This is a genomic window from Aggregicoccus sp. 17bor-14 (genome assembly GCF_009659535.1).
In the GTDB taxonomy this organism is placed as follows: Bacteria; Myxococcota; Myxococcia; order Myxococcales; family Myxococcaceae; genus Aggregicoccus.
This window is the reverse complement of the sequence record NZ_VJZZ01000008.1, coordinates 328,237-352,799: the sequence shown is the minus strand read 5'-3', so window position 1 is coordinate 352,799 and position 24,563 is coordinate 328,237. Positions and strand designations below refer to the sequence as shown.

The following is a 24,563-nucleotide window of genomic DNA, read 5'->3' as shown; positions in this document are numbered from 1 at the left end:
GCGGGCGGGCCGCGGGTACAAGCACCTCAATGCGCCTGGGTGAACTGCTGCTGGCCGAGAGGCTCCTCACCGCCGAGGCGCTCGAGGAGGGCCTCGAGGCCCAGGTGGTCCAGGGTGGGCGGCTGGGCACCAACCTGGTCGAGATGGGGCTGCTGTCCGAGCAGAACCTCGCGCGCTGCCTCGGCCGGCAGCACAACATGCCCTTCGCCTCCGGCGAGATGGTGCCCGACCCCAAGGCGTTGAGCCTGGTGGACCTGGACCACGCGGACGACAAGGACTACCTGCCGATGCGGCTGGACGGCACGCGCCTGAGCGTGGCGATCACCAACCCGCACGACGTGGCCACGCTGGACGAGCTGGCGTTCCGCACGGGCAAGCGGGTGGTGCCGGTGCTCATCCCCGAGTTCCGGATGAACCAGCTGCAGCGCCGCTACTGCCGCAGCTTCCGGCCCATCCGCGCCATCGACCTGGAGACCGCGCGGCCCGCGCGCCCGGCCGCTCCCACGGCCGCCCCGCAGGCGCGCGGAGATGGGCGCCTCGCACCGAGCACGGGCGATCTGATGGGCGAGGACGAGTTCCAGGCCCTCTACGCCCAGGCGCTCGAGGGAGGCGCGGCGCCTGCAACCGCGCCCGCGCCCGAGGCGCCAGCCCCGCGCGCAGCGCCCGTGCCGCCGCCCGCGCCCGTCGAGCCCGCGCAGCCCGCCGCCGCGGCCCCGCTGCCGCTCACGATGCCGGCGCCGCCTCCCGCGCCCGTGCCGCCCAGCCCGCCCCGCACCCTCACCCCGCTCACCTTCGCGCAGGCGCAGGCGGAGCTCGCGCGCAGCTCGGACCGCGAGGACGTGGCGGCCACCGTGCTGCGCTTCGCGCTGGGCAAGTGGAAGCGCAGCCTGCTGCTCTCGGTGCAGGGCGACCTGGTCACCGGCTGGCACGGCCTGGGGCAGGGGGTGCGCGACGCGGCGGTGCGGCGCATCGGCATCGCGCTGCGCAACCCGAGCACCTTCAAGCTGGTGCGCGACACCCGCTCGCACTTCGTGGGGCCGGTGCGCGCGGACGCCGCGGCAGCCGTCTTCTACAAGCTGCTCGGCGCCGGCGCGCCCACCACCGCCGTCATGCTGCCGCTGCTGGTGCGCGGCAAGGTGGTGCACATCCTGTACGTGGACGACGGGCCGGACCAGCTCACCACGCCGGACGTGGGCGAGCTGCTCATCCTCTCGCAGAGCGTGGGCCGCTCGTACGAGGCGATGATCCGCAAGCGCAAGGGCGGCTGAGCGCTCAGGGCGTCTCGAAGGCCACGTCGAAGCGCACGCGCTGGTTCGGCTCGAGCCGGAAGCCCTGCTGCCAGCGCGCCCCCGCGGCGTCCACCACCAGGTGGTGCTCGCCCTCGTAGAGCGCGAGCTCGCCCACCGGAGCGCTCCCGTAGGCCTTGCCGTCCACGCGGATGCTCGCGCCCTCCGGCGCGCTCACCACCACGTAGCCGCGCGCCAGGTACACGCTCTGGGCCACGCGCCCGCTCGCGCCCACCGTCACCGCGCGCGCGGTGTAGATGCCCAGCGCGGGGTTGCGCAGCGCGAGCAGGTGGCGGCCGGGCGGCAAGGACGCCTTGAGCGGGGTGCGGCCCAGCGAGGTCTCTCCCAGCCACACCTCCACCGCGGGCTCCACCACGAGGTCCAGCTCAGCGAGCGGCGCTCCCGCGTCGGCGGGGGAGGCGGATGGAGCCGGGGCCGCCGCGAGCGCAGCGGGCGCGCCCGCGTCTGGCAGGACGGAGGCCCCGGTCGCCTCGCGAGGCCCGGGCCCGCGCACCGCCCAGAGGATGCCCGCCACCAGCAGGGCAAGTCCCGCCGCGCCCGCGAGCATCAGGCCCACGGGCGCTGCGCGCGGCAGCTCCGCCGGAGTCGCAGGCTCGGCGGGCGCGGCCGGCTCGGGTCGTCGGCGCGGCGCGGGCGGCGGCAGCAGCTCCAGCGGGGAGCCGACGAGCGGGGCCTCGACGTGCGGGGACGGAGCGCGCGCGATGAGGGCCGCCCGCGCCGCGCGCGCGGGGTCCTCGGGCGGGAAGGCCCGCGCCATGAGGGCCGCGAGCTCCTGCGCGGAGGCGTGCGGCTCGGCCGCGGCGAGCAGGGCATCGCGCAGGGCGAGCATCGAGGGGTAGCGGTCCTCGGCGCGCTTCGCACAGGCGCGCCTCAGCACGGCATCGAGCGGCCCCGGGATGAGGTCCGGGCGCGCGGGGAGCGGCTCGAGCAGCAGCGCGGCATCCAGGTCGGAGGCGTGCGCGAAGGGGTGCTCGCCCGCGAGGCACTCGAAGACGGTGAGCGCGAGCAGCAGCACGTCCGACTGCACTGTCACGGCGCTGCGCCCGCCCAGCAGCTGCTCCGGCGCACAGTAGCGGCGGCGGTTGCGCACGCGCCGGCCCTCGGGCTCGCGCGGCGCGACGCCGAGCGCCCCGTAGCCCGTCACCTTGCAGGCGCCGTCGAAGCCGAGCATCAGCGTCTCGGGGCGCAGGTCGCCGTGCACCAGGGGTGTGCCGTCGTCGTTGCCGGCCAGGTGCGCGTAGTGCACGCCCATGGCCACGTCCGCGGCCAGCCGCACCGCGTGCGCCACGCTGAGGCGGCCCACGCGCTCGAGCACCTGGCGCAGGGGCTCGCCGTCCGCGAACTCGGTCACCCGCGCGTAGCCGCCCTCCAGCGCCGCGAGCCCGTGCACCCGCAGGATGTTCGGGTGCTCCAGCACGCAGGCGCGCGCCGTCTCGCGCCGCAGCTCCTCCAGCAGCGCCGGGTCCTGCACCAGCGCGTCTGGCGCCCGCACGAGGACCACGGGGCGGGCCGAGTCGAGGGACCAGCCCAGCACCGCGCGCGAGCCCTTGCCGGCGTGCAGGGAGCCCAGGGTGACGTAGCGCGGCTGACTCATGGGCCGGCGACTCTAGGGGACGGCGCTCTCAGAAGGGAAGGGTGAGGTGGTAGGCGTACCGACCTCGCCCCACGAGCAGCAGCACGCTGCGGGCCTGGCGCGCGTTGAGCAGCGCCTCTCGGAAGGTGCCCGCGTCCTTCACCGGCACGTTGTTCACGCGCAGCAGCAGGTCTCCGGGCTCGAGCCCCGCCTGCTCCGCCGCCGAGTCGGGGCGCACCTGGGTGAGCTGCAGCCCGCCGCGCGCCTCGCGCACGCGCAGGCCGAGCCGGTCCCACGCGAGCCCCTCGACGAGCCGCGCGGGGAACTCCACCGGCGTCACCTGCAGCGTGCGCAGCTGCCCGTCGCGGAACACCGTGAGCGGGAAGCTGCTGCGCGCGGGGTAGCCGCGCGCGCGCACCTCGAAGTCCTCGGCGTCCTGGATGCGGGTGCCCGCGAGCTCCGCCACCACGTCGCCGCGGCGCACGCCCGCGGCCTCCGCGGGGCTGCCCGGCTCCACCGCGCTCACCACCGCGCCGTAGGTGCGGTCCCACCCCAGGCGCTGCGCCTGGCGCGGGCTGAGGTCCTCCGCGTCCACGCCCACCCACGCGGGGCGCACCTTCCCGAAGCGGGTGAGCTCCTCCACGATGCGCCGCACCTTGTCCGCGGGGATCGCGAAGCCGATGCCCTGCGCGCTCGCGAAGATGGCGGTGTTGATGCCGATGACGTCCCCCTCCACGTTGAGCAGGGGCCCGCCGGAGTTGCCCGGGTTGATGGCGGCATCCGTCTGCACGAAGTCGTTGTAGACGCGGCCCTCGGCGCGGAAGGTGCGCCCCACGGCGGAGACCACGCCCGCGGTCACCGTCTTGGACAGGCCGAAGGGGCTGCCGATGGCGATCACCGTCTCGCCGATCATCAGGTCGCTGCTGGTGCCCAGCTTCGCGGTGGGCAGGGGCGCCTTCGCGGCCACGCGCAGCACGGCGAGATCGTTGTCCGCGTCGCTGCCGATGACCTCCGCGTCCAGCTGCCGCCCGTCCGCGAGCACCACGTGGATGGACGAGGCGCCGCGGATGACGTGATCGTTGGTGACGATGAGCGGCCCCGCGTTGCCCGGCCCCTGGATGATGACGCCGCTGCCCAGGCTCTGCACCGTCTGGCGCTCCTGTCCGCCGAACAGCTCGTCGAACATGCTGCCGCCGCCGCGAAAGCGCCGCTGCACCTCCTGCTCGGTGCCGATGTAGACCACCGCCGGGCCCACCCGCTGCACCACGTCCACCACCGCATCGCGCCTGCGAGCGAGGGTCCCCTGCGCCGCGGCCTCCGTGGCCAGCAGCGCCAGCACCAGCACCAGTCCCCGCTGCACTCCGCTCGTGTTCACGCTCGACCTCCGTACGTCCGGGATCGATCTGGAATCGACCCCGACTGTCGCGCCCCGGACGGGGCGATTGTTCGGAAGACCCCAGCGGACGCGCCGTCGCTGGAGGCCCTGCTCGCCGTTGCTTACACCGGCCCCCTGCCCGCGGAGTAGTCCGCGGGAGCATTCGCTGAAGGAGGGTAGGGGGATGAGCCTGGTCCTGGTCGCCGACGATGAGCCCGCGGTGCTCGAGGTGCTCAGCCAGGTGGTCGAGGACCTGGGGCACGAGGTGCTGCAGGCGCGCGACGGAGCGGAGGCCCTGCGGCTCGCGCGCGCCCGGCGCCCGCAGCTCGTGGTCACCGATCACGTGATGCCGCGCTGCAGCGGCCTCGAGCTGTGCCGCGCCCTGCGCCGCGAGCCCGGGCTCGAGGACGTGCCGGTCATCCTGCTCTCCGGCGTGCTCGCGCAGGGCGCGCCCGAGGCGCACGCCTTCCTGCAGAAGCCCTTCGAGATCGACGAGTTCGAGGCCGTGCTCCGCGCGGCGCTCGCGCAGGTCGAGGGGACGGGTGCGGACGCTGCGCTGCCGGGCGCGGCGCACGAGCCCGACTCCACCTGGGGCGCGGCGCGCGCGCTCGAGGGCACGCTCGCCGCGGCGCGCTCGCAGCTCGAGCGGCTGCAGGGCTCCGGCGCCGACGGCGCTGCCCTACAGGCGCTCTCGGCGCAGCTGGGCCAGATGGAGGTGCTCGTGCGGGGCCTGCAGGGCGCCGCCGGCCTCGAGCCGCGCGAGGTGGCGCTGCGCCCGGTGAACGGGGACCTCGGCGCGCACCTGCGCGGCGTGCTCTCGGCGTGGCGCGAGCGCGCGCCCTTCGCCCAGCTGCACCTCAGCGCCCCGGACGAGGCAGTGCCGGCGCGCTTCGACCCGGAGCGCCTGCGCCAGGCGCTGGACGCGCTGCTGGACCGCGCGGTGCACGCGGGCGGCCCGGTCGAGATACGGCTGCAGACGAACTCCGCGCTCGCCACCATCCAGGTGCGCGACGAGGGGCCGGCCGTGAGCGCCGAGGAGCTGCCCCGGCTCTTCGAGCGGCCGCGCGCGGAAGGGGCCCACACGGGCCTGAGCGCCGCGGCGCAGATCGTCCGGCTGCACGGGGGCGCCATCTCGGCGGACTGCACCCCCGAGCGCGGCTCTGCCTTCAGCGTGCTCCTGCCGCGCACCGGGCCCAGCCGGCGCGCGGGCAACGGCTAGAGGTCCTCGGGCTACTTCGCCTCGGACTTCAGCATCCAGCCGATCATCTTGTAGAGCAGGCGCGCGCCCACGTTGCCGTCCCACTCGCCGCCCTCCGCGTCGGGCGCCACCTCGTCCAGGTCGAAGCCGACGATGGTCCGGCCCGAGCGCACCACGCCCGCGATGAGCGCGTTGACCTCGGGGAAGCTGAGGCCGCCGGGCACGGGCGTGCCGGTGTGCGGGCAGAGCACCGGGTCCAGCCCGTCGATGTCGAAGGTGAGGTACACGTGCTGGGGCAGGTGGCTCACGATCTCGTCCACCTGGCGGTTCCACGGCGTGCCCTCGAAGCGCGCGTGCTGCAGCTGCGCATCGAAGTAGGTCTTCACCCGTCCCTTGGACTGCTCGATGTAGTCGTGCTCCGCCTCACCGAGGTCGCGGATGCCCACCTGCACCAGCTTGGCCACGCCCGGGATGCGCTCCATCACGTTGTGGAAGATGGAGGCGTGGCTCCACTGGAAGCCCTCGTACGCGTTGCGCAGGTCCGCGTGGGCATCCAGGTGCAGGAGCCCCAGGCCCGGGTACTTCTCGGCGTGCGCGCGGATGGCGCCGAAGGGCACGCTGTGATCTCCCCCCAGCACGCCCACGCGCTTGCCCTTCTGCAGCCACTCGCGCGTGGCCCGGTACACCGCCTCGTTCATCCGCTCGCACAGGGCGTTCACCTCGTCGCAAGCCGCCTGCAGCTCCGGCGTCACGCCGCCCGCCTCGACGATGGGGGTGGCGAGCTGCTTCGCGCGCGCGTTCCAGGCGCGCACCTCGCCCGGCTCCTCCAGCATCGCAATGCCGCGCGCGTAGGGGCGGCCCGTCTCGATGTCGAAGAGGTCCACCTGGCGGCTCGCCTCGAGCACCGCGCGGGGGCCCTCGCTGGTGCCGCCGCCGTAGCTGGTGGTGGCCTCGAAGGGGACGGGGAGGATGACGACGTGGGCCTCATCCGGGGTGTGCGGGAGGCCGAAGATGCCGGAGTCGGCGGCCGCGGCCGCGTTGGGATCGAAGGTGGGCATGGGCGCCCCCATAGCGCGCCCTACGCCTCCCAGGCCAGCACCAGCTTGCCCACCGGCGCGTTGCCCTGCATGCGCTCGAGCGCCTCGGCGGCGCGGGTGAAGGGCAGCACCGCGTCCACCACCGGGGGCAGGGCGCCGGAGCGGAAGAGGGGCAGCAGCTGCCGCTCCGCCGCCTGCACCAGCGCCATCTTCTCCTCGGGGGGGCGGCTGCGCAGCACCGTGCCGGTGAGGCGCAGCCGGCGGCTGAGCACGAGCCCCAGGTCCAGCGTGGCCGAGCGCCCCGCGACGAGCCCCACCAGCAGCGCCCGCCCGCGCGGCGCGAGCGCCGAGAGCGTCTCGGGCAGGTAGTCCCCGCCCACCAGCTCCAGCGCGAGGTCCACCCCGCGGCCCCCCGTCGCCTCGCGCACCGCTTCCGCATAGCGCGGAGGGCTTCCCGGCACGTGCAGCGCGTGCGAGACGCCCCAGTCCTTCGCCCGCGCGAGCTTCGCCTCGCTGCGCCCCGTGCCCAGCACCTGGGCTCCCGCTGCGCGGCACAGGAGCGCCGCGGCGCTGCCCACCCCGCTCGCCACCGCGGTGACGAGCACCGCCTCTCCCGCCTGCAGGCCTCCCTGCAGCACCAGCGCGTCGAAGGCGGTGAGGTAGGCCTCGGGCAGCGCCGCGGCCTCGGGGAAGGAGAGGTGCTCGGGCGCGTGCAGGGCCTCGCGCTCGTGCAGCACCAGCTGCTCGGAGAAGGCGCCTCCGCCCACCAGGCCCATCACCCGGTCGCCCGGGCGGAAGCGGCGCACGCGCGGCCCCACCTCGAGCACCTCGCCCGAGAACTCGAGCCCCGGCACGTCCGGAGGCACGTCCGGCGGGGCGGGGTAGGCGCCGCGGATCTGCAGCAGGTCCGCGCGGTTCAGCCCCGCCGCGCGCACGCGCACGCGCAGCTCGGAGGCGCCCGGCACGGGCTCCGGCGCGCTGTCCATCACCAGCGAGGCCTGGCCCTTCTCGCCCTGGATCCGCAGCACCTTCATCGCGAGCTCCTCCCGCCCGGGGCTCCCCAGGCCGCGCGCACTGTATTCAGGTTGGCCGGGGACCGGGCCCGGGCTTAACTATGGGGCTCCCCCCAACCCCCGCGACCATGCCTGCCTGCCCCGTCTGCAAGAAGCCCTCGCCCGCCCGCGCCCAGAACCCCTCGTTTCCCTTCTGCTCGCCGCGCTGCCGCGCGGTGGACCTCGGCCGCTGGCTCGGCGAGGAGTACCGGGTCCCGGATCGCCAGGCAGACGAGCAGGAGGACGGGCTGCCGCCCCAGCGGCCGACGGATGCCTGAACGGGGCGCCGGAGCTTGGAGGCCGGGGGGCGGGAGGATATACCCCGCCGCGTGAAGCGCGCCGCCAAGCTCCTCCTCAGCGTTGCCGTGACCGTCGCGTTCTCGTGGTGGGCCTTCCGCGAGACGGACTGGCACGCCCAGTTCGCGAGCCTGCGCAACGCGAACTACCTGTGGCTGCTGCCCTACGTGGGCATCCTCCTGCTCATCCACCTGGCGCGCACGCTGCGCTGGGGCTGCCTGCTGTCGGGGATGGAGCGGGTGCCCTTCGGGCCGCTCAACGCGGCCTCCGGCATCGGCTTCATGATGCTGCTGGTGCTGCCCTTCCGGCTCGGCGAGTTCGCGCGGCCCTTCCTCATCGCGCAGCGCAGCAGCATCCGGCGCAGCGCGGCCATGACCACCGTGGTGCTCGAGCGCATCACGGACGGCATCTTCGTGGCGCTGATGCTGCGCTCGCTGCTCTTCTTCGTGCCCACCGAGACCCCCGAGGTGCGCTACGTGAAGCTGGGCGCGAACCTCATGTTCGCCGTCTTCGGCGGCGGGCTCGTGTTCCTGCTCTTCGCGCTCTGGCACCAGGCGAGCGCCGTGCGCCTGGTGCGCACCACGCTGGGCCGCCTGTCGCCGGCGGGGGCCGAGAAGGTCGCCGGGGTGGTGGACTCCTTCGTCGGAGCGATGCGCCAGCTGCCGCGCGCAGGCCAGCTCGTCGCCTTCTTCGCGCTCACGGTGCTCTACTGGGCGCTCAACGGCGTGGGGATGGCGGTGCTCGCGCGCGCCTTCGACTGCTCGGCTGCGGCGCCCGGCGGCGTGTGCCAGCCGCTGCAGCTGGACCTGTTCCAGGCCTTCGTGGTGCTCGCGGTGCTGGTGGTGGGGCTGATGATCCCGGCCGCGCCCGGCATGATGGGCACCTTCCAGGCGGCGATCAAAGTCGGGCTCGGGCTCTTCCTGCCCGCCGCGGTGGTGAACGGCACCGGGCTCGCCTACGCGAACGTGATGTGGCTCGCGCAGACGGCGCAGCAGGTCCTGCTCGGCCTGCTGCTCATGTCCGTGGGCCAGATGTCCTTCCGCGACCTCGCCGGCAAGCTGGGCAAGGACGAGGGCGGCGAGCAGGCCGGCGCGGCCTGAGGCCGGCTCACAGCTGCTGATCGAGCCAGCGCGTCACGGCCTCGGCGATGGAGGCGGTGCGCTCGCCGCGGGCGGGGCGCGCGCTGCTGCGCAGCGGCTGGCCGTCCGGACCGAAGGCGCGCACGGGCGCGTCGCTGCTGCTGCCCGCTGCGCCGGCGCCGCGCCGCAGCGCCGCGCCGAGGGTCAGGGCGGCGCTCACGCCTCCTCCGGGCGGTCGTACTTCTCGAGCAGATCGTCCACCGCCTCGCGCAGGTACTCGCTCTGCGCCACGCGGGTGCGGCGCGACAGCTCGCGCAGCTTGTGGACCTGCTCCTCGGCGACCAGCACGTGGGTGGAGACCACGACCTCTGCCGCGGGGGACCCGATACCCGCGGCCTCCGCCGGGATGGAGGGGCTCTCGGGGATCGACGGGCTGGTGTTGGAATCGTGCATCGCGTTCTCCTCGTCCGGGCTGCTACAGGCCGCTACCGGCCTGTGGGCGGCATTAGAGGGGAGGCGCGTGGGGAGTCAAAAAAAGCGCCCCGGGCGAGCGGAGCGCTAGGGCTGCGCGCCGTCCTCCGGCGCTGCGTCGGGATCGGGCTCGGCGGGCTCCTCGCGGTCCCCCGGATGCTCCTCCGCGGGACCGGCCTCGGCGGGCACGGGCGCGAAGGTGGGCGCAGGCTGCAGCTCGCCGGCGGGCATCGCCTCGTGCGCCTCACCCGCGGTGCGCGCGCTGACGGCGTCGTGCGAGCCGGACGCCTCGCCCGGCTCGGTCTCCAGGCCCGCGCCGGTGCGCAGGTCCACGCGGCCTGCGCGCGGGATGCCGGCCTCCACGCGCACGCGCTCCTCGCCCGACTCCGTCGCCACCGCGCGCGCGATGCGCTCGCGCTCCGCCGCGTCCTCGGGGGCGCCGGGGAAGCGCTCGGGGTCGAGCGCGTCGTCGTCCGAGCCCGGGAAGCGCTCGGCTTCGTCGACCGCTTCGATGGCGCCCGTCCGCGCCGCCGTGCTGCCGGGAGCGGGGAGGCGGCGCCCGGCGCTCGCGTCCGGCCCTGCGGGGCCCGAAGAGGGGGTGCTGGCGAGGGACGAGCTCGCGATCGGTGCCGCCGTCAGGACCTCCGGAGCGGGCGGCGCAGAGGGCGTCGGCGCCCCGCGTACGGAGGGCTCACGCAGCACCTCTGCCAGGCGAGCGGGCGGAGGACCGTGCAGCCGCAGCGTGGGAAGCGGGGCGGCTCGCGCGTGGCGGGGGACCGGGGCGGAAGTGGCCTGGGCGGCGTGCACCGCGCGCAGCGGGGCCTCTGCCCACTCCTGCACGCCCACCACCAGGCCCAGGAGCAGGAGCGCCGTCGCTCCCACCATCCGCGTCCGCAGCCTCATGAACCCCCCTCGTGCACCAAGGTAGCGATTCGGAGCGGACAGTAGAGGGCGACCCCAGGCGCCTGCCTGGTCTCCGGGCGTCGCGGCGCACGGGCCTTGCATCAGGCGCCGGGCCGCCCCGCGTCGGGTGGAGGACAGACGCGGGGCGAGGCTCCAGGCGCGCTAGCGGCGGCGCGCGGGGGCGAGCGCGCGCTGGCGCCGGCGGCGGCCGAGCGCGCCGAGGGCGAGCAGGGCCAGCGCCGCGGCCGGGAGGCCCGCGCTGCCCGTGCTGCTGCAGCCCGCGGCGGCGACCGGGGTGCCGTCGGCGTTGAGCGCCTCCGGAGCCTCGGTGCTGGTGCCCGGCGAGCCGCTGCTGCCACCACCCGCCGGGGCCGGATCGGTCGAAGGCGCAGGCGGGTTGGGGGCGAGCACCTGGTAGCGCGCGACGAGCTGCGCGTGCGCGGTGTCGAAGGCGGCGCCGTCGTCGCCCACGCGGTAGGCGGCCGGCACCACCGAGCGCGCCACGCTGCGCGCGAAGGCGGCGTCGCCGGCGCCCTCCACGAGCTTCAGCCACTCGTAGTCCTGCATGCCCTGGCGGATGAGCTTGAGGCGGATGCTGCTCACGGGCACCTCGGTCTTGCCGCCGATGCGCGCCGTCGTGCCGGGGTAGAAGAGGGTGCCGTCGCCGTTGCCGTTGAACTGGAAGATGTTCGTCCACGCCGTGGGCAGGGCGAGCGCCGTCTCGTAGTACAGCTCGCCGCTCGCGCCCTCCAGGTAGGCCACCCACTGCATCGCGCGGTTCTTCGCGCCCGAGCGGTCCACCATGTACGAGGGCCAGCCGGAGTTGACCTGGTTCTCGGGGGAGTTGGTGCCGTAGCCGCAGCCCTGGCTCATGCAGCTCTGGTACGCCCAGAGGCTCTTGCGCGCGTCGGCGCGCAGCGGCGCGTACTTCGCGCTCTGGTCGCCGGCGAAGCTCGCCTCGGTGCCGTCCAGGTGGTTCACCACCGGCGTCATCACGTCGATGTACGGCGTGAGCCCGTTGGCCGTCGCGTCGGTGATGTTGGTGGTGATGAGCGTGCGCAGCTCGGGCGCCGAGGAGCGCACCAGCTGCGCGCGCGTCTTCGCCTCCGCCCAGGTGGCGCCGTAGGGCGGCTCGTCCGCGGTGTAGTCGAAGGCGCGCGAGAGCCAGCCCTTCGCCTTGAAGTGGCTCTGGAAGTCCGCGAAGCGCGCGGCCGTCTTCGAGCCCGAGAACTGCACCGAGGTCAGCTTCGCGCCGCTCAGGCGCGTCTGGGCGCGCCCCTCGATGAAGGGGCCGTACTCGGCGTCGTACGCGCTCCAGTCACCGCCCTGCGGGACGACATTGAGCGCGGTGAGGGTGAGCCGGTGCTCCAGCGCCATGCGCTGGTAGCGCGCGAGCAGGTCCGCCTGCGCGCGCGTGCTGCCGCAGTCACTCGTGCCCGTGTGCGCCTTGCACACGTTGCCCGGGTAGATGAGGAACGCGGAGGCGAGGCTCGAGGTGGTCGGCAGCGTCGCGTTCACCACGGTGAGGGTCACGGGCACCTGCGCCGCGTAGCCGCTCCCGGTGATCTCCACCTGGCCCTTGTACACGCCGGGCGCCGCGCCCTGCGGCACCAGCATGTCCACCCACACCGCGCGCGACTCGTTCGCCGGCACGTCGAAGGGGAACGCCGTGCGCTGCTCGCCCGCGATCTCGTCCACGTCCGGCACGAGCGCGTCCGGCCACAGCCCCTTCTGCCCGAAGGCGCCCGAGCTCGAGGTGATGTCGAGGTAGGCCTCGCGGTACAGCGTGAGGTTCGCCGCGGGGATGCTCGAGGGCCCGCTGAGGCCCGCGAAGCGCGCGCGCACGCCGCTCACGCCGCCGCTGCCGCCCGCGACCACCACCTGGAAGCTGGCGAACTCGTTGCGCGCGGCCGTCAGCGCGATGCTGGGCTGGGTGCGCGCCGGGGTGCTGGGGCGCACCTTCACGGTGGCGCTCTCGGCGTACACGGTGGGAGCGGCCGAGGCCGCGAGTCCCAGGAGCGAGGCTCCCAGGGTGAGGAGCACTGTCGAATTCTTGATGATGTGGCTCGGCATGGCGCGCCGAACCCGTCGCTCCGTGTAGGCCATTCCCTTCGTTTGAGTTGAAAGGATACGGCCCCTCCTGCTCGCCTGTTCCCGACATGGGAGGGGGGCTCGGGAGAGGTGCGCAGCGCTCTTACCCGGGGCGACACGGCCTCACGCTTTCGGGGCCTGCGCGCGTAGGGGGAGGGCGGTGCTTGTGTGGTCGTGTCCCACCCGGCTCAGGGGGTTGAGGGGCGGCGCGGCACCCGGGCGCAGACCTCGGTGCCCTCGGGGCCGCTGCGCAGCTCCAGCGCGCCGCCCACCTGCAGCAGGCGCTGGCGCATGCTGGCGAGCCCCACCGTGGGGCGGGTGTGCAGCGGCGCCGCGGGGAAGCCGTGCCCCTGGTCCTGCACGGTGATGCGCACCTCGTCCGCGTCCTGCTCCACCTGCACGCTGGCCCGCGCGCTGCCGGAGTGCCGCTGCACGTTGAGCAGCGCCTCCTGCACCATCCGGAACAGGGCGTGCTCGGTCTCGGTGGGCAGGCGCTCCAGGCCCTGCGTGCCGCTGAGCGTGAGCAGCAGCCCGCTGCGCGTGCTGAAGCCCTCCACGTAGGCGCTGAGCGCCGGGCCCAGCCCCGCCTCGTCCAGCAGCGGCGGGTGCAAGAGGTGCGAGAGCGAGCGCAGCTGCAGCAGCGCCTGCTCGAGCAGCTCCTGGCACTCGGCGAGCTCCTGCGCCCCCGAGTGGCCCGAGCGCCGCGCGGCGCGCACCCCCAGCATCGCCGCGAACACCTGCTGGGCCGCGCCGTCGTGCAGCACCGAGGCGATGCGCCGGCGCTCCGTGTCCTGCACCTGCACCAGCTCGCCGGCGAGGTCGCGCAGCTGCTCCTCGGCGAGCTTCAGCTCCGTGACGTCCTCGTGCGCGAATACCAGGCGCGGCACGCCCGTCAGCGTGAAGCAGGTGACGCGCAGCTGGAACCAGCGCGGGGAGGAGGGCAGCGGGTCCGCGTAGGTGAGGCGCAGCTCGCCGCGCGCGCCGCTGAGCAGGCCGGGCACCTCGGCCAGGAGGTGCCCCGCCTCGGGCTGCAGCGCGCGCGCTCGCCGCCACGCCTGGAGGTAGTTGGCGCCCACGCCCGGGGCGCCCGCACGCTCCGAGGCGAAGCGGCGCCACGCGTCGTTCACCGCGACGATCTGCCCCTGCGCGTCGGTGATGGCCACGCGCGCGCAGAGGGCATCCAGTGCCGCCTGCAACAGCGTGAGCGTGCCGCGCGCTTCGTGCTCCGCGTGCCGCGCCCGCTCGGCGTCGCGCGCGCGCAGCAGCGCCGTGCAGACCAGGTCCGCCATCAGCTGCATGCGCTGCACCCGCGCTTGCGGCCAGGGGCCGGGCTGCAGCTTGCTGAAGCTCAGCCAACCCTGCTCGCGCTCGCCCGTGCGCAGGGGCACCGCGAGGAAGGCGCCCACGCCCCAGGACTCGAGCACGCGGCGCGCCTCGCCGCTGCCCTCGGGCAGCTCGTCGAGGTGGCTCACACACCAGGGCGCAGCCCTGCGCAGGTAGCGGCGCACCAGGTTCCCGGCGCCGGCGCGGGCCATCTCCGACTGCGCCGGAAACGCCGCCTCGCCGTCGCGCCACTGGGAGATCAGCCGAAGCCCCGTCCCCTCCGCGTCCAGCTCCCACGCCGTACCGCGCTGCGCGCCCAGGTGCTGCGCGAGGATGCGCAGCGCCGCGGGCAGGCCCTCCAGCAGCAGCCGCTGCGGGGGAGCGGCGAGGAAGGCCGCGGAGATCTCCGCGAGCACCGCGTAGGTGCGCAGCTCCTCGTCCCGCTCGCGCTCGGCCCGCAGCCGCAGGAGCGCCGGGGCGAGCAGCTCGCCGTAGCGGTGGGCCGCCACCACCTGGGAGGGCGTCCAGCGCCGCTCGGCATCCAGCGTCACGAAACCAATCCACCCGAGCGACTCACGGCCGGCCGAGCGCAGCGGCGCCATGATCCCCGAGCGGATGCCGGTGGCCTCCAGCGTGGCGCGCTCCTGCGCGGTGTCCACCGGCAGCTGCGAGAGGCGGGTGAAGACCACCGGGCGCTGCGCGCGCAGCTCGCGATACAGCCAGGGCAGTTTGAAGGGCGCGCGCAGGGGAGCAGGCATGCCGGGGGCGGACCAGTAGCGGTCCATGAGCGCGGTCACGCCGTCCTCGCCGAAGAGGAGGACGGCGCCGCGCTGGGCGCCGAGCTCGCGCGTCGCCTGCTCGAGCACGGCGTCGATCGCCGCGTCGAGCGCGTCCGCGCCGAGCGCGAGCAGGCGCTCCTGCGGCTCGCCCGGCAACGGGAGCAGCGGCGCACGCACGTCGCGCCACGGCGCGCTCGCCCCCGGCTCCTGCATCGCCTCCGCCTCCTCCCTCATTCCGGCCCACCACCCATCAGGCAAAGATAGGGGCGGTGGCGCAGGCGGGCCGGGCGCCGTGCTCGTACTGCGGTCGGGGGGCCGCGCGCTGCCACTGGTACCCGGGACCGAGTGCGGGGGAGCGCGAACCCTGAGACGCACGCCTGGTTCCCGGCCTGCCACCAGGGCCGCTCCCCACCTGCACCGGGTTTTCCCCGATGCCTACTGTGACGGGACTCCGCATCCCTGAGTTCCAACGATGCTCAAAATCCTTCTCGCTGATGACCATGCCCTCGTGCGCCGCGGCCTGCGCCTCTCGCTGGAGGAGCGCCCGGACTGGCAGGTGTGCGGTGAGGCCTCGAACGGGCTCGAGGCCGTGGAGCAGGCCCTCGCCCTGCGGCCGGACGTGGTGGCGCTGGACCTGATGATGCCGGAGCTGGGCGGGCTCGAGGCCGCCCGGCGCATCCGCGCGGGCTCCCCGGACACCGAGGTGCTCATCTTCACCTTCCAGCACACCGAGGAGCTCGCGGCGGAGGTGCTCGCCGCGGGCGCGCGCGGCTACGTGCTCAAGACCGACCCGCCGGAGGCCTTCCTCGCCGCGGTGGAGGCGCTCGCCCAGCACCGCGCCTACTTCACGCACAGCCTCCCCGAGAGCGTGGTGGACCGCATGCTCCACAGCCGGGCTCTCAACGGCGTGCGCTTCAGCATGCTCACGTCGCGCGAGCGCCAGGTGGCGCAGCTGGTGGCGGAGGGACGGCGCACCCGCGACGTGGCCGAGGCGCTGGGCATCAGCGAGAAGACGGTGGAGACCCACCGCACCGCCATCATGCGAAAGCTGAACCTGCACTCGATCGCGGACCTGGTGCGCTACGCCGTGCGCAACCGCATCGTGCAGGCCTGAGCGCGCGCGGGCAGCCTCAGATGACCTTGTCCTTGGCCATGCGGCTGACCACCGCGCCGCTGATGTCCTCGATGGCCTTGTAGGGGCTGGAGGGGTTGAAAGTCTTCGAGTTGGTGCTCCACACCAGCTCGCCCTTGCCCTGCGCGCGGTAGAGCATGGTCTCCACGTGCACCGTCTCGTTCTGGATGACGGCGCCCGGCGTGTACACGGTGGGGTAGAGCGCGCCGTAGTAGCCGTAGAAGCCCATCGCCGCGGGGTTTCCCACGGGGCCGCCGGGCACGTACTCCACCGTGTCCTCGGCGCCGGCGTAGCGGCTGACGACGACGGCGTCGAAGCCGTCTCGCCGCACCAGTTCCTCCACCTTCGCGCGGTCTGGCGGCGGCCCCTCGGGGGTGAGCGAGTTGATGGGCACGGCCTTCAGCCCGTGCTGCTGCAGGCGCTCCGCGAGCTCGCCCTCCATCATCCGCCGCGTCGTCTGCGAGGGCACCACCGCCACCACCAGCACCTTGCGCGGCGGGGTGCCCGGATCGGGCGCCTTCCAGACGTCGGCGAGCTTCGTGCTGGCACAGCCCAGGGGCAGCAGCAGCAGCGCGAGCGCCGTGGCCGCGGCGCGCACTCGGAGGGCAGGGAAGCGGGGCATGGCGTTCTCCTCGGGTCGCCAGAAGGTGGGGCGCGCCGGGGCCGGCTCGCATCCGGGGAACACCGGAGGGCGCGGCCGCCGGTGGGCCCTCAGCGCGCGGGCTCGGCGCCGCCGCTGCCCCCCACGGCGCGCACGCCGGCCGGGTACACCGTGTGCCAGTCCCGCTTCATGCTCACCACCGTGAATCCCTGCGCGCGCGCCGCCGCGAGCGACGCGCCGTCCGGCTCCGCGTAGGAGAACTCGCGTTCCGCGTCGTCGTGGTCGATGAGCAGCTGCAGGGAAGTGCCCTTGCGCCCCCGCGCGTAGCCGAGCATGTCCACGTCCCCGCCGCTGCGCTCGTTGCCCGCGGCGAGCGCGGGCCGCTGCCCCACGCGCAGCGAGATGTTCACCGGCTTCTGCGCCTTGTCGTCCAGCACGAGCAGCTCGCCGGTGCGCACCACCACGCTGCGCCCGCCCTGGGTGCGCAGCTCCTTCTTCAGGCTGCTGCCGATGACCTGCTCCGGCGGCACGCCGTACACCTGCCGCGAGAACGCGCGCACGAAGTCCGCGCCGCCGCCGGTGACGATCCACGTCTGGAAGCCGCTGCCGCGCAGCAGCTCCAGCAGCTCGAGCATCGGCGCATAGACGGTGGCGGTGTAGGGCACGTGCAGGGTGGGATGCTTCGCGGTGCGCAGGAACTGTCGCACCTGGGCCTCGTACTGTTCGTCGGTGAGCCCCTGTTCGGTGAGGGCGAGCAGCTGGGGCACCGCCTCCGGCCCGTGCCGCTCGAAGTACGCGAGGTCCCCCTCGAGCGCCGCCTTCACCTCGGGGCGCGCGCGCAGCGAGGGGTCCTCGGCCACCTTCGCCTTCAGCCGCTCCAGCACGAAGACCCCCTGTGCCACGGGCTTCTCGCTCCAGAGCGTGCCGTCGTTGTCGAACACCGCGATGCGCTCGGGGCGGGGGATGAAGCCGGGCCCGGCCTCGTCCGTCGCGCGGCGCAGGAAGTCCAGGATGGCCCGCTTCGCCGGCCCTTCGTTCCAGGAGGGCAGGGCGTCCGGGCGCTGCGCGGGCACCGCGGCGGACAGCAGGGCGAGCAGCAGCGCGGCAAGGCGGGACGCGGGGCGCATGGCGGACTCCTGGCGGGGCGAGACCCCAGGCCCAGAAGGCTCGTGCCGTGCGCACGCGGGCGCACGGTGCGGCCGTGGGGACGCCCGGTGCGTCCCCCGTCTCCGGGATTCTCCGGAGCCGCCGTGCAGGCGAGGTGGAGGTGTGCCCGCTCCCCTCGGTGGTTTCCCGATGCGCGCGCGCCACCCCCGGGTGCATGTTCGCGGCGAGCGCGGACGTGGGCGGCTCTGGAGCGCCCACCAGGAGTCGTCGCGGATGCGGGCAGGGGTGGTGTCCACAGACCCGGAGCACGGGGAGGCGCTCGCCACGGTGCTGCGGCGCTACGAGCACCGCGCGGAGGTGGTGGGGATGGAGGAGGCGCTCGAGCGGGTGCAGCGCGAGGAGCTGGAGGTGGTACTGCTGGATCTCGCCGCCCTGCACGACAGCGTCGGGCTGGTGCGCCGCCTGCGCGAGGCCGCGGGCGTGAGGGAGCTCTGGGTGGTGGGGCTGGTGGACCCCGAGGCGCAGCGCGAGGGCCTGCGCAGCGTGCGCGAGTCGCAGGTGGACGACTTCGTTCTCTGGCCGGGTGAGGAGGCGCTGCTCGAGGCGCGGCTGCGGATCGGCGCCGGGCGGCTCGAGGCAGCGCGCCTGCGCCGCGACGCCCGCTTCCCCACGGACTTCCAGGACCTCGTCGACCGGCTGCCGGCCCTGGTGTTCGTGGTGACGCTGGAGGGCCTGCTGCTGCACGTGAACCCCGAGGCGCTGCGCGCGCTGGGCTACGAGCGCGCGCAGCAGCTCGTCGGCTCGCGCGCGGACGCGCTGATCCCGAAGGAGGACCGGCCCGCGCTGGCGCTCCGCGCGGCGCTGCTCGCGGCCGGTGAGCAGCCCTCGGTGCGCGAGCTGCAGCTGCGCCACTTCAGCGGCCGCCACCTGGACGTGCAGCTGCTCACCTTCCCGCTGCACTTTCGCGGCCAGGAGGCCTTCGTGTGCGTGGGGAGGGATCTCACCGCACGCCGCGAGCAGCAGGCGCAGCAGCTCACCCACGAGCGGCTCGCCGGCGTGGGAATCCTCGCCGCGGGCCTCGCCCACGAGATCAACAACCCGCTGGCCTATCTCCTGAGCAACCTCACCTTCGTGCGCGACGAGCTCACCCCGGCGCCCGGGGCCCCGCCGCGCACCGCGTCCCGCGAGGTGCTGGAGGCGCTCGACGAGGCGCAGCAGGGCGCGCAGCGGGTGGCGCACATCGTGAGCTCCCTGCGGACCTTCTCCGCGCAGAATGCCCAGGCCCTGGGGCCGGTGGACCTGCGCGAGGCGCTGGAGGTGGCGCTGCGGCTCGCGGGCAACGAGCTGCGCAGCCGCGCCCGAATCGTGCGCGACTTCCGCGACGTCCCCCCCGCGTGGGGCAACGCGGGGCGCCTCACCCAGGTGTTCTTCAACCTGCTCGTCAACGCGGCCCAGGCCATTGCCCCCGGAGATGCGGAGCGCCACAGCGTGCAGGTGTCGCTGACGAGCCCCGCCGAGGGCTGGGTGAGCGCGAGCGTGCGCGACAGCGGCAGCGGCATCGCCCCCGAGCACCTCGGGCGGCTCTTCGTCCCCTTCTTCACCACGCGGCCGGCGGGGCAGGGCACGGGCCTGGGGCTCTCCATCTGCTACAACCTGGTGAAGGAGCTCGGCGGGGAGATCCGCGTGCGCAGCGTGGTCGGCCACGGCAGCACCTTCGAGGTGCTGCTGCCCTGCGCGCCGGCCTCGCAGCGCGTGCCGCCGCCGGCCCCCGAGCCCGCGGCGCCGGAGCGGCGCGCGAGCGTGCTGCTGGTGGACGACGACGTGCTGGTGGGGCGCGCCTTCGAGCGGCTGCTGCGGCCCTATCACGACGTCCTCAGCTTCCAGCGCGCCCGGCCCGCGCTGGACTGGCTGCGCACGGGGGCCGCCGTGGACGTGCTCTTCTGTGACCTGACCCTGCCGGACATGGGCGGCCTGGAGCTCTTCGACGCGCTCTCCCGCGCGCGCCCGGAGCTCGTCTCCCGGCTCGTGGTGGTGACGGGCGGGGACTTCACCCAGCAGGCGCGGGCCTTCGTCGAGGTCCTGTCGCAGCGCCGCCTGGAGAAGCCCTTCGAGCGCGACCAGGTGCTCGCGCTCATCCGCCAGGTGCGCGCCGGGGCCTACCAGACGTAGCGCAGGATGAGCTCGCCGTAGGAGATCTTCGGCGACTCGGACTCCGCGGGTTGCCCCTGGGCGTCGGTGCCCTGCAGCGGGTCCCCGTTGAGCGCCCGCACCGCGCTCAGGCCCAGCTGCAGGTTCGGGCGGCCCGAGTAGTAGACCCCGAGCGCGACCGTGCTCGCGGTGATGCTGTCCGACAGGAGGGCCGCGCCGTGGCGGTTGCCGAGGTCGAAGCGGTACTCGCCCATCAGCGCGATGGGCACCGAGTGCGCGGCGAAGTCGTAGGTGACTGCGACAGCATTCTCCAACCGGAAGGTGAAGAGGTCGTCGTCGAACTCCGTGCCCTGCACGATGTCGAAGAGCCGCTCGGTGCGCACCGTCCGCCGCGCCGTCACCCCGGCTTGCAGCGAGAACCCCTGCCCGAAGGTCTGGGCGAGGTAGGCGCCGAGTCCGAACGCGTGCTCCTTCGTGGGGACGATGAGGAGGTCGTCGAGGTTACCGCCCGCGATGTCCGTCAGCGTGCGGCCCGGCTGATTCACGAGAGACTGCAGCAGCGGGAGCACGGTGATGTTGCGCCCCTTGGACGCACCGAGGAAGCCGCGCAGGGTGAGCTGGGTCCCGCTCGCCTCGTTGCGCAGGACCCGGAACGCGAGCCCTGCGTCGCCGCGGACGTCGTAGGCGGCCCCGCGCCGCAGCAGCGTGATGCCATTGGTCCCGATGATGGCCTGCCCCTCGCCCGCGAGGTAGAGCGCGAGCCAGGGTGTGAAGCGCAGCGACAGGTCCAGCGTCTGCTGCAGACCCGTGAGCTTCACGTCGCGCGGGCCCAGGTCTGCCAGCGGGAGCTGGTCCGCCTGGAACTGCGCCAGGCCCTCGCGGATGCCCACGTGGGTGCTCACCACGGCGTTCTGCTGCAGCACCGGGAAGAGCAGGGTGTGCTCGCGCAGGATGCGGTCGCCCGGGTTGGAGCCGCCTCCCACCTGCGCTCGCGCATCCGGGGTGAGCAACACCAGCAACAGCGCCACCAGGCTCGAGAGGAGGGTGCGGTTCATGTCCGGAAGGTGGGCGCGGGGGCACGCCCGGCATCGTCCGCCAGTGCGAGCGCCAGGCGTGCGCACCCAGGCTGCCCGCCATGCAGGAGGCTGCGGGAGCCCCTGTGTCCGCAGAACTCCGGATGCGCTGCCTCCGGAGTTGTCCGGACGGAGTTGTCCGGAGCCGTGCACCGGGCAGACCCTTCGGCCGCCTGCTCCCGGCAGCGGCCGTGCAGCCGCGGCGGGGCCCGACCCCCGCGCACTCGACAGGTGCACGTGCGGGCCGCAGGTGCCATCACGTCTGCATGCGTCCACCCCTCGCCTCCGCCGCGCTCCGCCTCGCCGCGCTCGCGGTGGGGCTCGCGCTCGCGGGGTGCGCCACGGTGGAGGCGCCTCCCTCGGCGGCCCTGCAGAAGGTGGGGCGCAGCGATCTGCGGCCCGAGGAGCTGCGCATCCAGGTGCGCGCGCTCGCCCCGCGCTTCAGCGGACAGCTGGAGAACCTCGCGGACGACATCGCCCGCGACGCGGGGGATGCGCCCACGCGGCTCGCCATGACGCGCTTCAAGGCGAACGCCATCCCCGCGATGCAGTCCGCGCTCTTCCAGCCGGACCCGGTCGCGGCCGTGGTGGACGCGTGGGCGCTGGTGGCGCAGCTGCAGGACGCGCTGGTGGACATCGAGGCCCAGACGCCCGGGCGCGCCCGCCTCGCCACGCCCGCCTTCGCCGGCATGGAGCGCGAGCTGGAGGCCGTGTGGGCGGACCTCACGGGCAAGCAGGACACCTCCCAGGCCCGCGCGCGGGTGCACCGCTGGGCCCGCGACAACCCGCTCCGGGGCAGCGTCTCCGCGCGCACGGACACCACCGCGCTGCTTGCGGGGCTCACCGCCCAGTCCGGGGTGGGCGCCCTGGGGACCGCGGGCCGGCTGATGGACACCACGCAGGATCTCGTCGCGCGCATGGACCTGCAGACCGCCTTCCTGCCCAAGCAGGGCCGCTGGCAGGCGGAGCTCTTCACCCTGGGCGCGCTGCAGGACCCCGCCTACCGGGACGCCCTGCCCGAGCTGCCCCTGCTCGCCACCGCGCTGCAGGAGGTGACGCGGCAGGTGCAGGCCGTGCCCTGGCTGATGGCGCGCGAGCGCAGCGCCGTGCTCGCGGGCGTGCGCGACGAGCGGCTCGGGGCCCAGGGCTTCGTCACCTCGGAGCGTGAGGCGCTCGTCACCGAGCTGCGCCAGGAGCGCGTGGCCGTGCTCCAGGAGATGGACCGCACCGTGCAGCGCGCGGTGGACCGCAGCTTCGACCGCGCCCAGGCGCTCGTGGACCGCATGTTCCTCTTCGCGCTCGGGCTGGTGCTGCTCGCCGTGCTGGGCGCGCTCGCGGTGGCGCTGCTCCTGCGGCGGCGCTGGAGCCCGCGCGAGCAGGGCCCCCCGCCACGCTCGGGCTGGGTGCACCTGCGCCGCCCGGTGCACGGCTGAAAAAAGAAGCCCCGGCACCCTCTGCTTCGAGGGGCCGGGGCCTGTGGCTAGGGTCGGACTTGAACCGACTACCTGCGGATTATGAGACCGCCGCTCTAACCAGGTGAGCTACCTAGCCACAACGCGCGGCCCCTATACCGGAGGGCCGCGTGCGCCTGCAAGCGCATAGCGAAGAGGAAGGTCCCGACCGTGTGCCTTCAGGAGGCGCGGGTGAGGGACTTGGAGGCGGGGAGCGGCTCGCCTTCGTAATAGATGCTCGCGGTCTGCTTCCCGTACACCACGAGGACCCGGTCGCTCTCGGCGAGCAGGTCGCTGGTGGTCTCGGTGACCTTGCGAGCCAGGGTTTCGAATCGGCTCGGACCCTTGCGGCCCGCCCGGACTCTCACGACTGGCATTCTCGGACCTGCTCCTTCCCACGGGGGACGGCACTGCCGCGCACGGGGGGTGTGCGACGGGGCGGCATGACATAGCGAACCTAACACTTCGTTGACAAGCGCCGTCTGGAATGGCGGAAAGGGGGGATGGACCGCCGACTCGCCTGCCTGCTCCTCCTGTTCCTCGCCTCCGCGGCGCCCGCCGCGGCGCAGCTGCCCGAGCGCGTGGAGCGCAACTCGCCCACGCCCGTCTGGCTGCCGCGCGGGGCCTTCCTCGGCACCTTCCTCAAGGGTGGGGCGGTGGTGCCCCAGGTGCGCGTGCAGTGGGAGGGCACCCTCATCCAGGAGCGCATCGACGCCTTCGCCTTCATCCTCGAGGGCGGCGGCGGCTACGCGGTGGGCAAGCCGGACAACGCGGGCCCGCGCGAGAACCTGCACCTGGTGCAGCTCTACGAGTTCACCGCCCAGGGCGGCTTCGGCTACCGCGGCGACTGGAAGTCCGGCTGGCACGCGGGGGCCCAGGTGCTGGCGGGCCCCATCCACTACGGCGCCAAGTACGAGGTCCTCGCCCCGGAGAAGCGCACCGCGGGCATCGTGGAGGGGCGCCTGCAGCTGGGCCACAGCGTGGGCCCCTTCGTGCTCGGCGGCGCGGTGGGCTACGGCGAGCTGTTCGGCGTCTCGCGGCGCAGCAACGCCCTGCAGTACCTGGGCGGCCTGTCGCTGGGCCTCTTCGCGGACTGGCGCTAGGCACTCCCTTCAGCACACATCCGGCGAGCCCTCACGGGGGGTGAGCCTTGCCAGTCCTTCCGCCGGCTGCGTAACGTGCGGCTCGGCTTTTCCTCGGGACCTGGAGCACACGGCTTGGCCCTGACCACAGAGGCTTTCGGTCTGACGGACGTCGGCCGCAAGCGGCAGCACAACGAAGATGCGATGTTGGTGGATGCCGCGCTCGGCCTCTTCGTCGTGGCGGACGGCATGGGCGGCCATGCCGCCGGCGAGGTCGCCAGCGCGCGCGCGAGCGAGGTCGTGCGCCAGCACGTGCTCGCCAACCGCAGCGTGCTCAAGGACCTGGCCACCAACCCGAACCAGGACAGCCGCGCCGCGGCCGCCGGGCTCGTCGAGATCGCCATCCAGCGCGCCTGCGCGGACATCTTCAAGATGGCCTCGAGCGACGCGACGAAGCGCGGCATGGGCACCACCTTCGTGTGCCTCGCGGTCGCCGGCAACAAGGCCGTCATCGGGCACGTGGGCGACAGCCGCGTGTACCTGGTGCGCAACGGCCAGTGCCACCGCCTCACCGAGGATCACACGCTCGTCGCCGCGCAGCTCAAGGCCGGCACCATCACCAAGGAGCAGGCGAGCGCGTCCCAGTACAAGAACGTCATCACGCGCGCGGTGGGCATCCAGGAGTCCGTCCAGGTGGACACGCTCATCGTGGACCTGGTCCCCGCGGACGTGTTCATCCTCTGCTCGGACGGCCTGCACGGCTACCTGAGCGACGAGGAGATCCCCCCCCTGGTCGCGGCGCGCAAGCTCGAGGAGCTGCCCAAGGCCTTCGTCGACCTGGCCAACGAGCGCGGCGGCAAGGACAACATCACCGCCGTAGTGGTGAAGGTGAGCGGCGACGGCGCCGTCACCACCGAGGAGGCCGAGGCGCAGAGCCGCATGGAGGCGCTGCGCAAGATCCCGCTCTTCCGCCACCTCACCTACAAGGAGCAGACCGCGGTCCTCTCCATCGCCACCACCCGCACCTTCCCCGCGGGCAAGGAGATCGTGGTGGAGGGGCAGCCCGGCGAGGAGCTCTTCGTCGTGGTGCGCGGCCGGGTGGCCATCGAGAAGTCCGGAGTGGAGATCGCCGAGCTGCGCGCCGGCGGCCACTTCGGCGAGATGGGCCTCATCGACAACGCGCCCCGCAGCGCCACGGTGCGCGCCACCGAGCCCACCCGCGTGATGGTGGTGGCCCGCCCCGAGCTGATGAACCTGATGAAGCGCGAGTCCATCCTCGCGGTGAAGATGCTCTGGAGCTTCGTGCAGGTGCTCAGCGACCGGCTGCGCGCCACCAACTCCGAGCTCTCCGAGGCCCGCCAGGAGCTCGCCGCCGCCCACGCGGTGCGCCCCTTCACGGAAGAGTAGGTCGACAGCGCCAGCGGGCCGCTGAGGCCGGCGGAATTTCGCCGCCCGCGCGCCCGTTGCCAGCCCGCTCCCTCGCC

22 protein-coding genes and 1 tRNA gene are annotated in these 24,563 nt (G+C 74.2%); 9 read left to right on the top strand and 14 right to left on the bottom strand.

Annotated features, from left to right (window positions below):
- The first annotated feature begins 29 nt into the window (after positions 1-29).
- Complete coding sequence (locus FGE12_RS17620; protein ID WP_153867628.1) at positions 30-1,268, top strand: general secretion pathway protein GspE; 1,239 nt, start codon at positions 30-32, stop codon at positions 1,266-1,268.
- 4 nt (positions 1,269-1,272) lie between these two features.
- On the opposite strand, the gene FGE12_RS17615 is transcribed toward FGE12_RS17620, so the two are convergent.
- Both FGE12_RS17615 and FGE12_RS17610 read right to left on the bottom strand, forming a co-directional pair.
- Positions 1,273-2,901, bottom strand: coding sequence for a serine/threonine-protein kinase (locus FGE12_RS17615; protein WP_153867627.1), 1,629 nt, complete (start codon positions 2,899-2,901; stop codon positions 1,273-1,275).
- A 28-nt stretch (positions 2,902-2,929) separates the two neighbouring features.
- A complete protein-coding gene (locus FGE12_RS17610; protein WP_194797983.1) occupies positions 2,930-4,255 on the bottom strand; it encodes a trypsin-like peptidase domain-containing protein in 1,326 nt (441 codons plus the stop codon).
- Positions 4,256-4,439: 184 nt separating this feature from the next.
- Between FGE12_RS17610 and FGE12_RS17605 the strand changes: the two genes are divergently transcribed.
- Positions 4,440-5,474 (top strand): response regulator, encoded by a 1,035-nt coding sequence (locus tag FGE12_RS17605; RefSeq protein WP_153867626.1) that lies wholly within the window; start codon positions 4,440-4,442, stop codon positions 5,472-5,474.
- Positions 5,475-5,485: 11 nt separating this feature from the next.
- Here FGE12_RS17605 and FGE12_RS17600 read toward each other — a convergent pair whose 3' ends face one another.
- Both FGE12_RS17600 and FGE12_RS17595 read right to left on the bottom strand, forming a co-directional pair.
- Positions 5,486-6,511 (bottom strand): agmatinase family protein, encoded by a 1,026-nt coding sequence (locus tag FGE12_RS17600; protein ID WP_153867625.1) that lies wholly within the window; start codon positions 6,509-6,511, stop codon positions 5,486-5,488.
- A 20-nt stretch (positions 6,512-6,531) separates the two neighbouring features.
- Positions 6,532-7,524 (bottom strand): NAD(P)H-quinone oxidoreductase, encoded by a 993-nt coding sequence (locus tag FGE12_RS17595; RefSeq protein ID WP_153867624.1) that lies wholly within the window; start codon positions 7,522-7,524, stop codon positions 6,532-6,534.
- A 107-nt stretch (positions 7,525-7,631) separates the two neighbouring features.
- Here FGE12_RS17595 and FGE12_RS17590 point away from each other — a divergent pair, with 107 nt between their 5' ends.
- Together FGE12_RS17590 and FGE12_RS17585 are read left to right on the top strand one after the other, a co-directional pair.
- Complete coding sequence (locus FGE12_RS17590; protein ID WP_194797982.1) at positions 7,632-7,820, top strand: DNA gyrase inhibitor YacG; 189 nt, start codon at positions 7,632-7,634, stop codon at positions 7,818-7,820.
- A 51-nt stretch (positions 7,821-7,871) separates the two neighbouring features.
- On the top strand, positions 7,872-8,939 hold the full coding sequence (locus FGE12_RS17585) for a lysylphosphatidylglycerol synthase transmembrane domain-containing protein (protein ID WP_194797981.1): 1,068 nt from the start codon (positions 7,872-7,874) through the stop codon (positions 8,937-8,939).
- Positions 8,940-8,946: 7 nt separating this feature from the next.
- Here FGE12_RS17585 and FGE12_RS17580 read toward each other — a convergent pair whose 3' ends face one another.
- From FGE12_RS17580 to FGE12_RS17560, 5 genes are all read right to left on the bottom strand, one after another.
- Positions 8,947-9,138, bottom strand: coding sequence for a hypothetical protein (locus tag FGE12_RS17580; protein WP_153867621.1), 192 nt, complete (start codon positions 9,136-9,138; stop codon positions 8,947-8,949).
- Positions 9,135-9,371: a ribbon-helix-helix domain-containing protein gene (locus tag FGE12_RS17575; protein WP_153867620.1), complete on the bottom strand. Its 237-nt coding sequence runs from the start codon at positions 9,369-9,371 to the stop codon at positions 9,135-9,137. The genes FGE12_RS17580 and FGE12_RS17575 overlap by 4 nt, the downstream gene beginning before the upstream one ends.
- Before the next feature lie 105 nt (positions 9,372-9,476).
- The gene (locus FGE12_RS17570) at positions 9,477-10,292 is read right to left on the bottom strand and encodes a hypothetical protein (RefSeq protein WP_153867619.1); all 816 of its coding nucleotides are present in this window, start codon (positions 10,290-10,292) and stop codon (positions 9,477-9,479) included.
- 162 nt (positions 10,293-10,454) lie between these two features.
- Positions 10,455-12,365 carry a DUF4091 domain-containing protein gene (locus tag FGE12_RS17565; protein ID WP_153867618.1) on the bottom strand — a complete coding sequence of 637 codons (1,911 nt, stop codon included), beginning with the start codon at positions 12,363-12,365 and terminating at the stop codon, positions 10,455-10,457.
- 206 nt (positions 12,366-12,571) lie between these two features.
- Entirely contained in the window at positions 12,572-14,719 is a 2,148-nt protein-coding gene (locus tag FGE12_RS17560; RefSeq protein WP_153867617.1) for a GAF domain-containing protein, read from the bottom strand.
- Positions 14,720-14,957: 238 nt separating this feature from the next.
- Between FGE12_RS17560 and FGE12_RS17555 the strand changes: the two genes are divergently transcribed.
- Positions 14,958-15,599, top strand: a complete 642-nt coding sequence (locus FGE12_RS17555; RefSeq protein WP_153867616.1) for a response regulator transcription factor — start codon at positions 14,958-14,960, stop codon at positions 15,597-15,599.
- A 16-nt stretch (positions 15,600-15,615) separates the two neighbouring features.
- On the opposite strand, the gene FGE12_RS17550 is transcribed toward FGE12_RS17555, so the two are convergent.
- Both FGE12_RS17550 and FGE12_RS17545 read right to left on the bottom strand, forming a co-directional pair.
- Positions 15,616-16,239 (bottom strand): hypothetical protein, encoded by a 624-nt coding sequence (locus FGE12_RS17550; protein ID WP_153867615.1) that lies wholly within the window; start codon positions 16,237-16,239, stop codon positions 15,616-15,618.
- An 89-nt stretch (positions 16,240-16,328) separates the two neighbouring features.
- Positions 16,329-17,345 carry an HAD family phosphatase gene (locus FGE12_RS17545; RefSeq protein ID WP_153867614.1) on the bottom strand — a complete coding sequence of 339 codons (1,017 nt, stop codon included), beginning with the start codon at positions 17,343-17,345 and terminating at the stop codon, positions 16,329-16,331.
- Positions 17,346-17,598: 253 nt separating this feature from the next.
- Between FGE12_RS17545 and FGE12_RS17540 the strand changes: the two genes are divergently transcribed.
- Positions 17,599-19,494 carry an ATP-binding protein gene (locus tag FGE12_RS17540; RefSeq protein ID WP_194797980.1) on the top strand — a complete coding sequence of 632 codons (1,896 nt, stop codon included), beginning with the start codon at positions 17,599-17,601 and terminating at the stop codon, positions 19,492-19,494.
- Here the strand turns inward: FGE12_RS17540 and FGE12_RS17535 are convergent.
- Entirely contained in the window at positions 19,482-20,528 is a 1,047-nt protein-coding gene (locus FGE12_RS17535) for a hypothetical protein (RefSeq protein ID WP_153867612.1), read from the bottom strand. The two genes, FGE12_RS17540 and FGE12_RS17535, sit on opposite strands and share 13 nt — an antisense overlap.
- A 284-nt stretch (positions 20,529-20,812) precedes the next feature.
- On the opposite strand from FGE12_RS17535, the gene FGE12_RS17530 reads away from it, so the two are divergent.
- Entirely contained in the window at positions 20,813-21,979 is a 1,167-nt protein-coding gene (locus tag FGE12_RS17530; protein ID WP_153867611.1) for a chemotaxis protein, read from the top strand.
- Positions 21,980-22,023: 44 nt separating this feature from the next.
- On the opposite strand, the gene FGE12_RS17525 is transcribed toward FGE12_RS17530, so the two are convergent.
- Positions 22,024-22,097, bottom strand: a tRNA-Met gene (locus FGE12_RS17525).
- A 79-nt stretch (positions 22,098-22,176) separates the two neighbouring features.
- A complete protein-coding gene (locus tag FGE12_RS17520) occupies positions 22,177-22,374 on the bottom strand; it encodes a hypothetical protein (protein ID WP_153867610.1) in 198 nt (65 codons plus the stop codon).
- Positions 22,375-22,500: 126 nt separating this feature from the next.
- Here FGE12_RS17520 and FGE12_RS17515 point away from each other — a divergent pair, with 126 nt between their 5' ends.
- A complete protein-coding gene (locus FGE12_RS17515; RefSeq protein WP_153867609.1) occupies positions 22,501-23,100 on the top strand; it encodes a hypothetical protein in 600 nt (199 codons plus the stop codon).
- Between the two features lie 114 nt (positions 23,101-23,214).
- Positions 23,215-24,486, top strand: coding sequence for a Stp1/IreP family PP2C-type Ser/Thr phosphatase (locus tag FGE12_RS17510; protein WP_194797979.1), 1,272 nt, complete (start codon positions 23,215-23,217; stop codon positions 24,484-24,486).
- Positions 24,487-24,563: the final 77 nt, after the last annotated feature.

What these genes read in the sequence shown, in the direction of transcription:
- FGE12_RS17600 (WP_153867625.1), bottom strand. Translation starts at nt 6,511, where the DNA reads ATGCCCACCTTCGATCCCAACGCGGCCGCGGCCGCCGACTCCGGCATC.
- FGE12_RS17575 (WP_153867620.1), bottom strand. Translation starts at nt 9,371, where the DNA reads ATGCACGATTCCAACACCAGCCCGTCGATCCCCGAGAGCCCCTCCATC.
- FGE12_RS17515 (WP_153867609.1), top strand. Translation starts at nt 22,501, where the DNA reads ATGGACCGCCGACTCGCCTGCCTGCTCCTCCTGTTCCTCGCCTCCGCG.
- FGE12_RS17555 (WP_153867616.1), top strand. Translation starts at nt 14,958, where the DNA reads ATGCTCAAAATCCTTCTCGCTGATGACCATGCCCTCGTGCGCCGCGGC.
- FGE12_RS17595 (WP_153867624.1), bottom strand. Translation starts at nt 7,524, where the DNA reads ATGAAGGTGCTGCGGATCCAGGGCGAGAAGGGCCAGGCCTCGCTGGTG.
- FGE12_RS17550 (WP_153867615.1), bottom strand. Translation starts at nt 16,239, where the DNA reads ATGCCCCGCTTCCCTGCCCTCCGAGTGCGCGCCGCGGCCACGGCGCTC.
- FGE12_RS17545 (WP_153867614.1), bottom strand. Translation starts at nt 17,345, where the DNA reads ATGCGCCCCGCGTCCCGCCTTGCCGCGCTGCTGCTCGCCCTGCTGTCC.
- FGE12_RS17590 (WP_194797982.1), top strand. Translation starts at nt 7,632, where the DNA reads ATGCCTGCCTGCCCCGTCTGCAAGAAGCCCTCGCCCGCCCGCGCCCAG.
- FGE12_RS17520 (WP_153867610.1), bottom strand. Translation starts at nt 22,374, where the DNA reads ATGCCAGTCGTGAGAGTCCGGGCGGGCCGCAAGGGTCCGAGCCGATTC.
- FGE12_RS17620 (WP_153867628.1), top strand. Translation starts at nt 30, where the DNA reads ATGCGCCTGGGTGAACTGCTGCTGGCCGAGAGGCTCCTCACCGCCGAG.
- FGE12_RS17535 (WP_153867612.1), bottom strand. Translation starts at nt 20,528, where the DNA reads ATGAACCGCACCCTCCTCTCGAGCCTGGTGGCGCTGTTGCTGGTGTTG.
- FGE12_RS17570 (WP_153867619.1), bottom strand. Translation starts at nt 10,292, where the DNA reads ATGAGGCTGCGGACGCGGATGGTGGGAGCGACGGCGCTCCTGCTCCTG.
- FGE12_RS17530 (WP_153867611.1), top strand. Translation starts at nt 20,813, where the DNA reads ATGCGTCCACCCCTCGCCTCCGCCGCGCTCCGCCTCGCCGCGCTCGCG.
- FGE12_RS17540 (WP_194797980.1), top strand. Translation starts at nt 17,599, where the DNA reads ATGCGGGCAGGGGTGGTGTCCACAGACCCGGAGCACGGGGAGGCGCTC.
- FGE12_RS17615 (WP_153867627.1), bottom strand. Translation starts at nt 2,901, where the DNA reads ATGAGTCAGCCGCGCTACGTCACCCTGGGCTCCCTGCACGCCGGCAAG.
- FGE12_RS17565 (WP_153867618.1), bottom strand. Translation starts at nt 12,365, where the DNA reads ATGCCGAGCCACATCATCAAGAATTCGACAGTGCTCCTCACCCTGGGA.
- FGE12_RS17605 (WP_153867626.1), top strand. Translation starts at nt 4,440, where the DNA reads ATGAGCCTGGTCCTGGTCGCCGACGATGAGCCCGCGGTGCTCGAGGTG.
- FGE12_RS17560 (WP_153867617.1), bottom strand. Translation starts at nt 14,719, where the DNA reads ATGAGGGAGGAGGCGGAGGCGATGCAGGAGCCGGGGGCGAGCGCGCCG.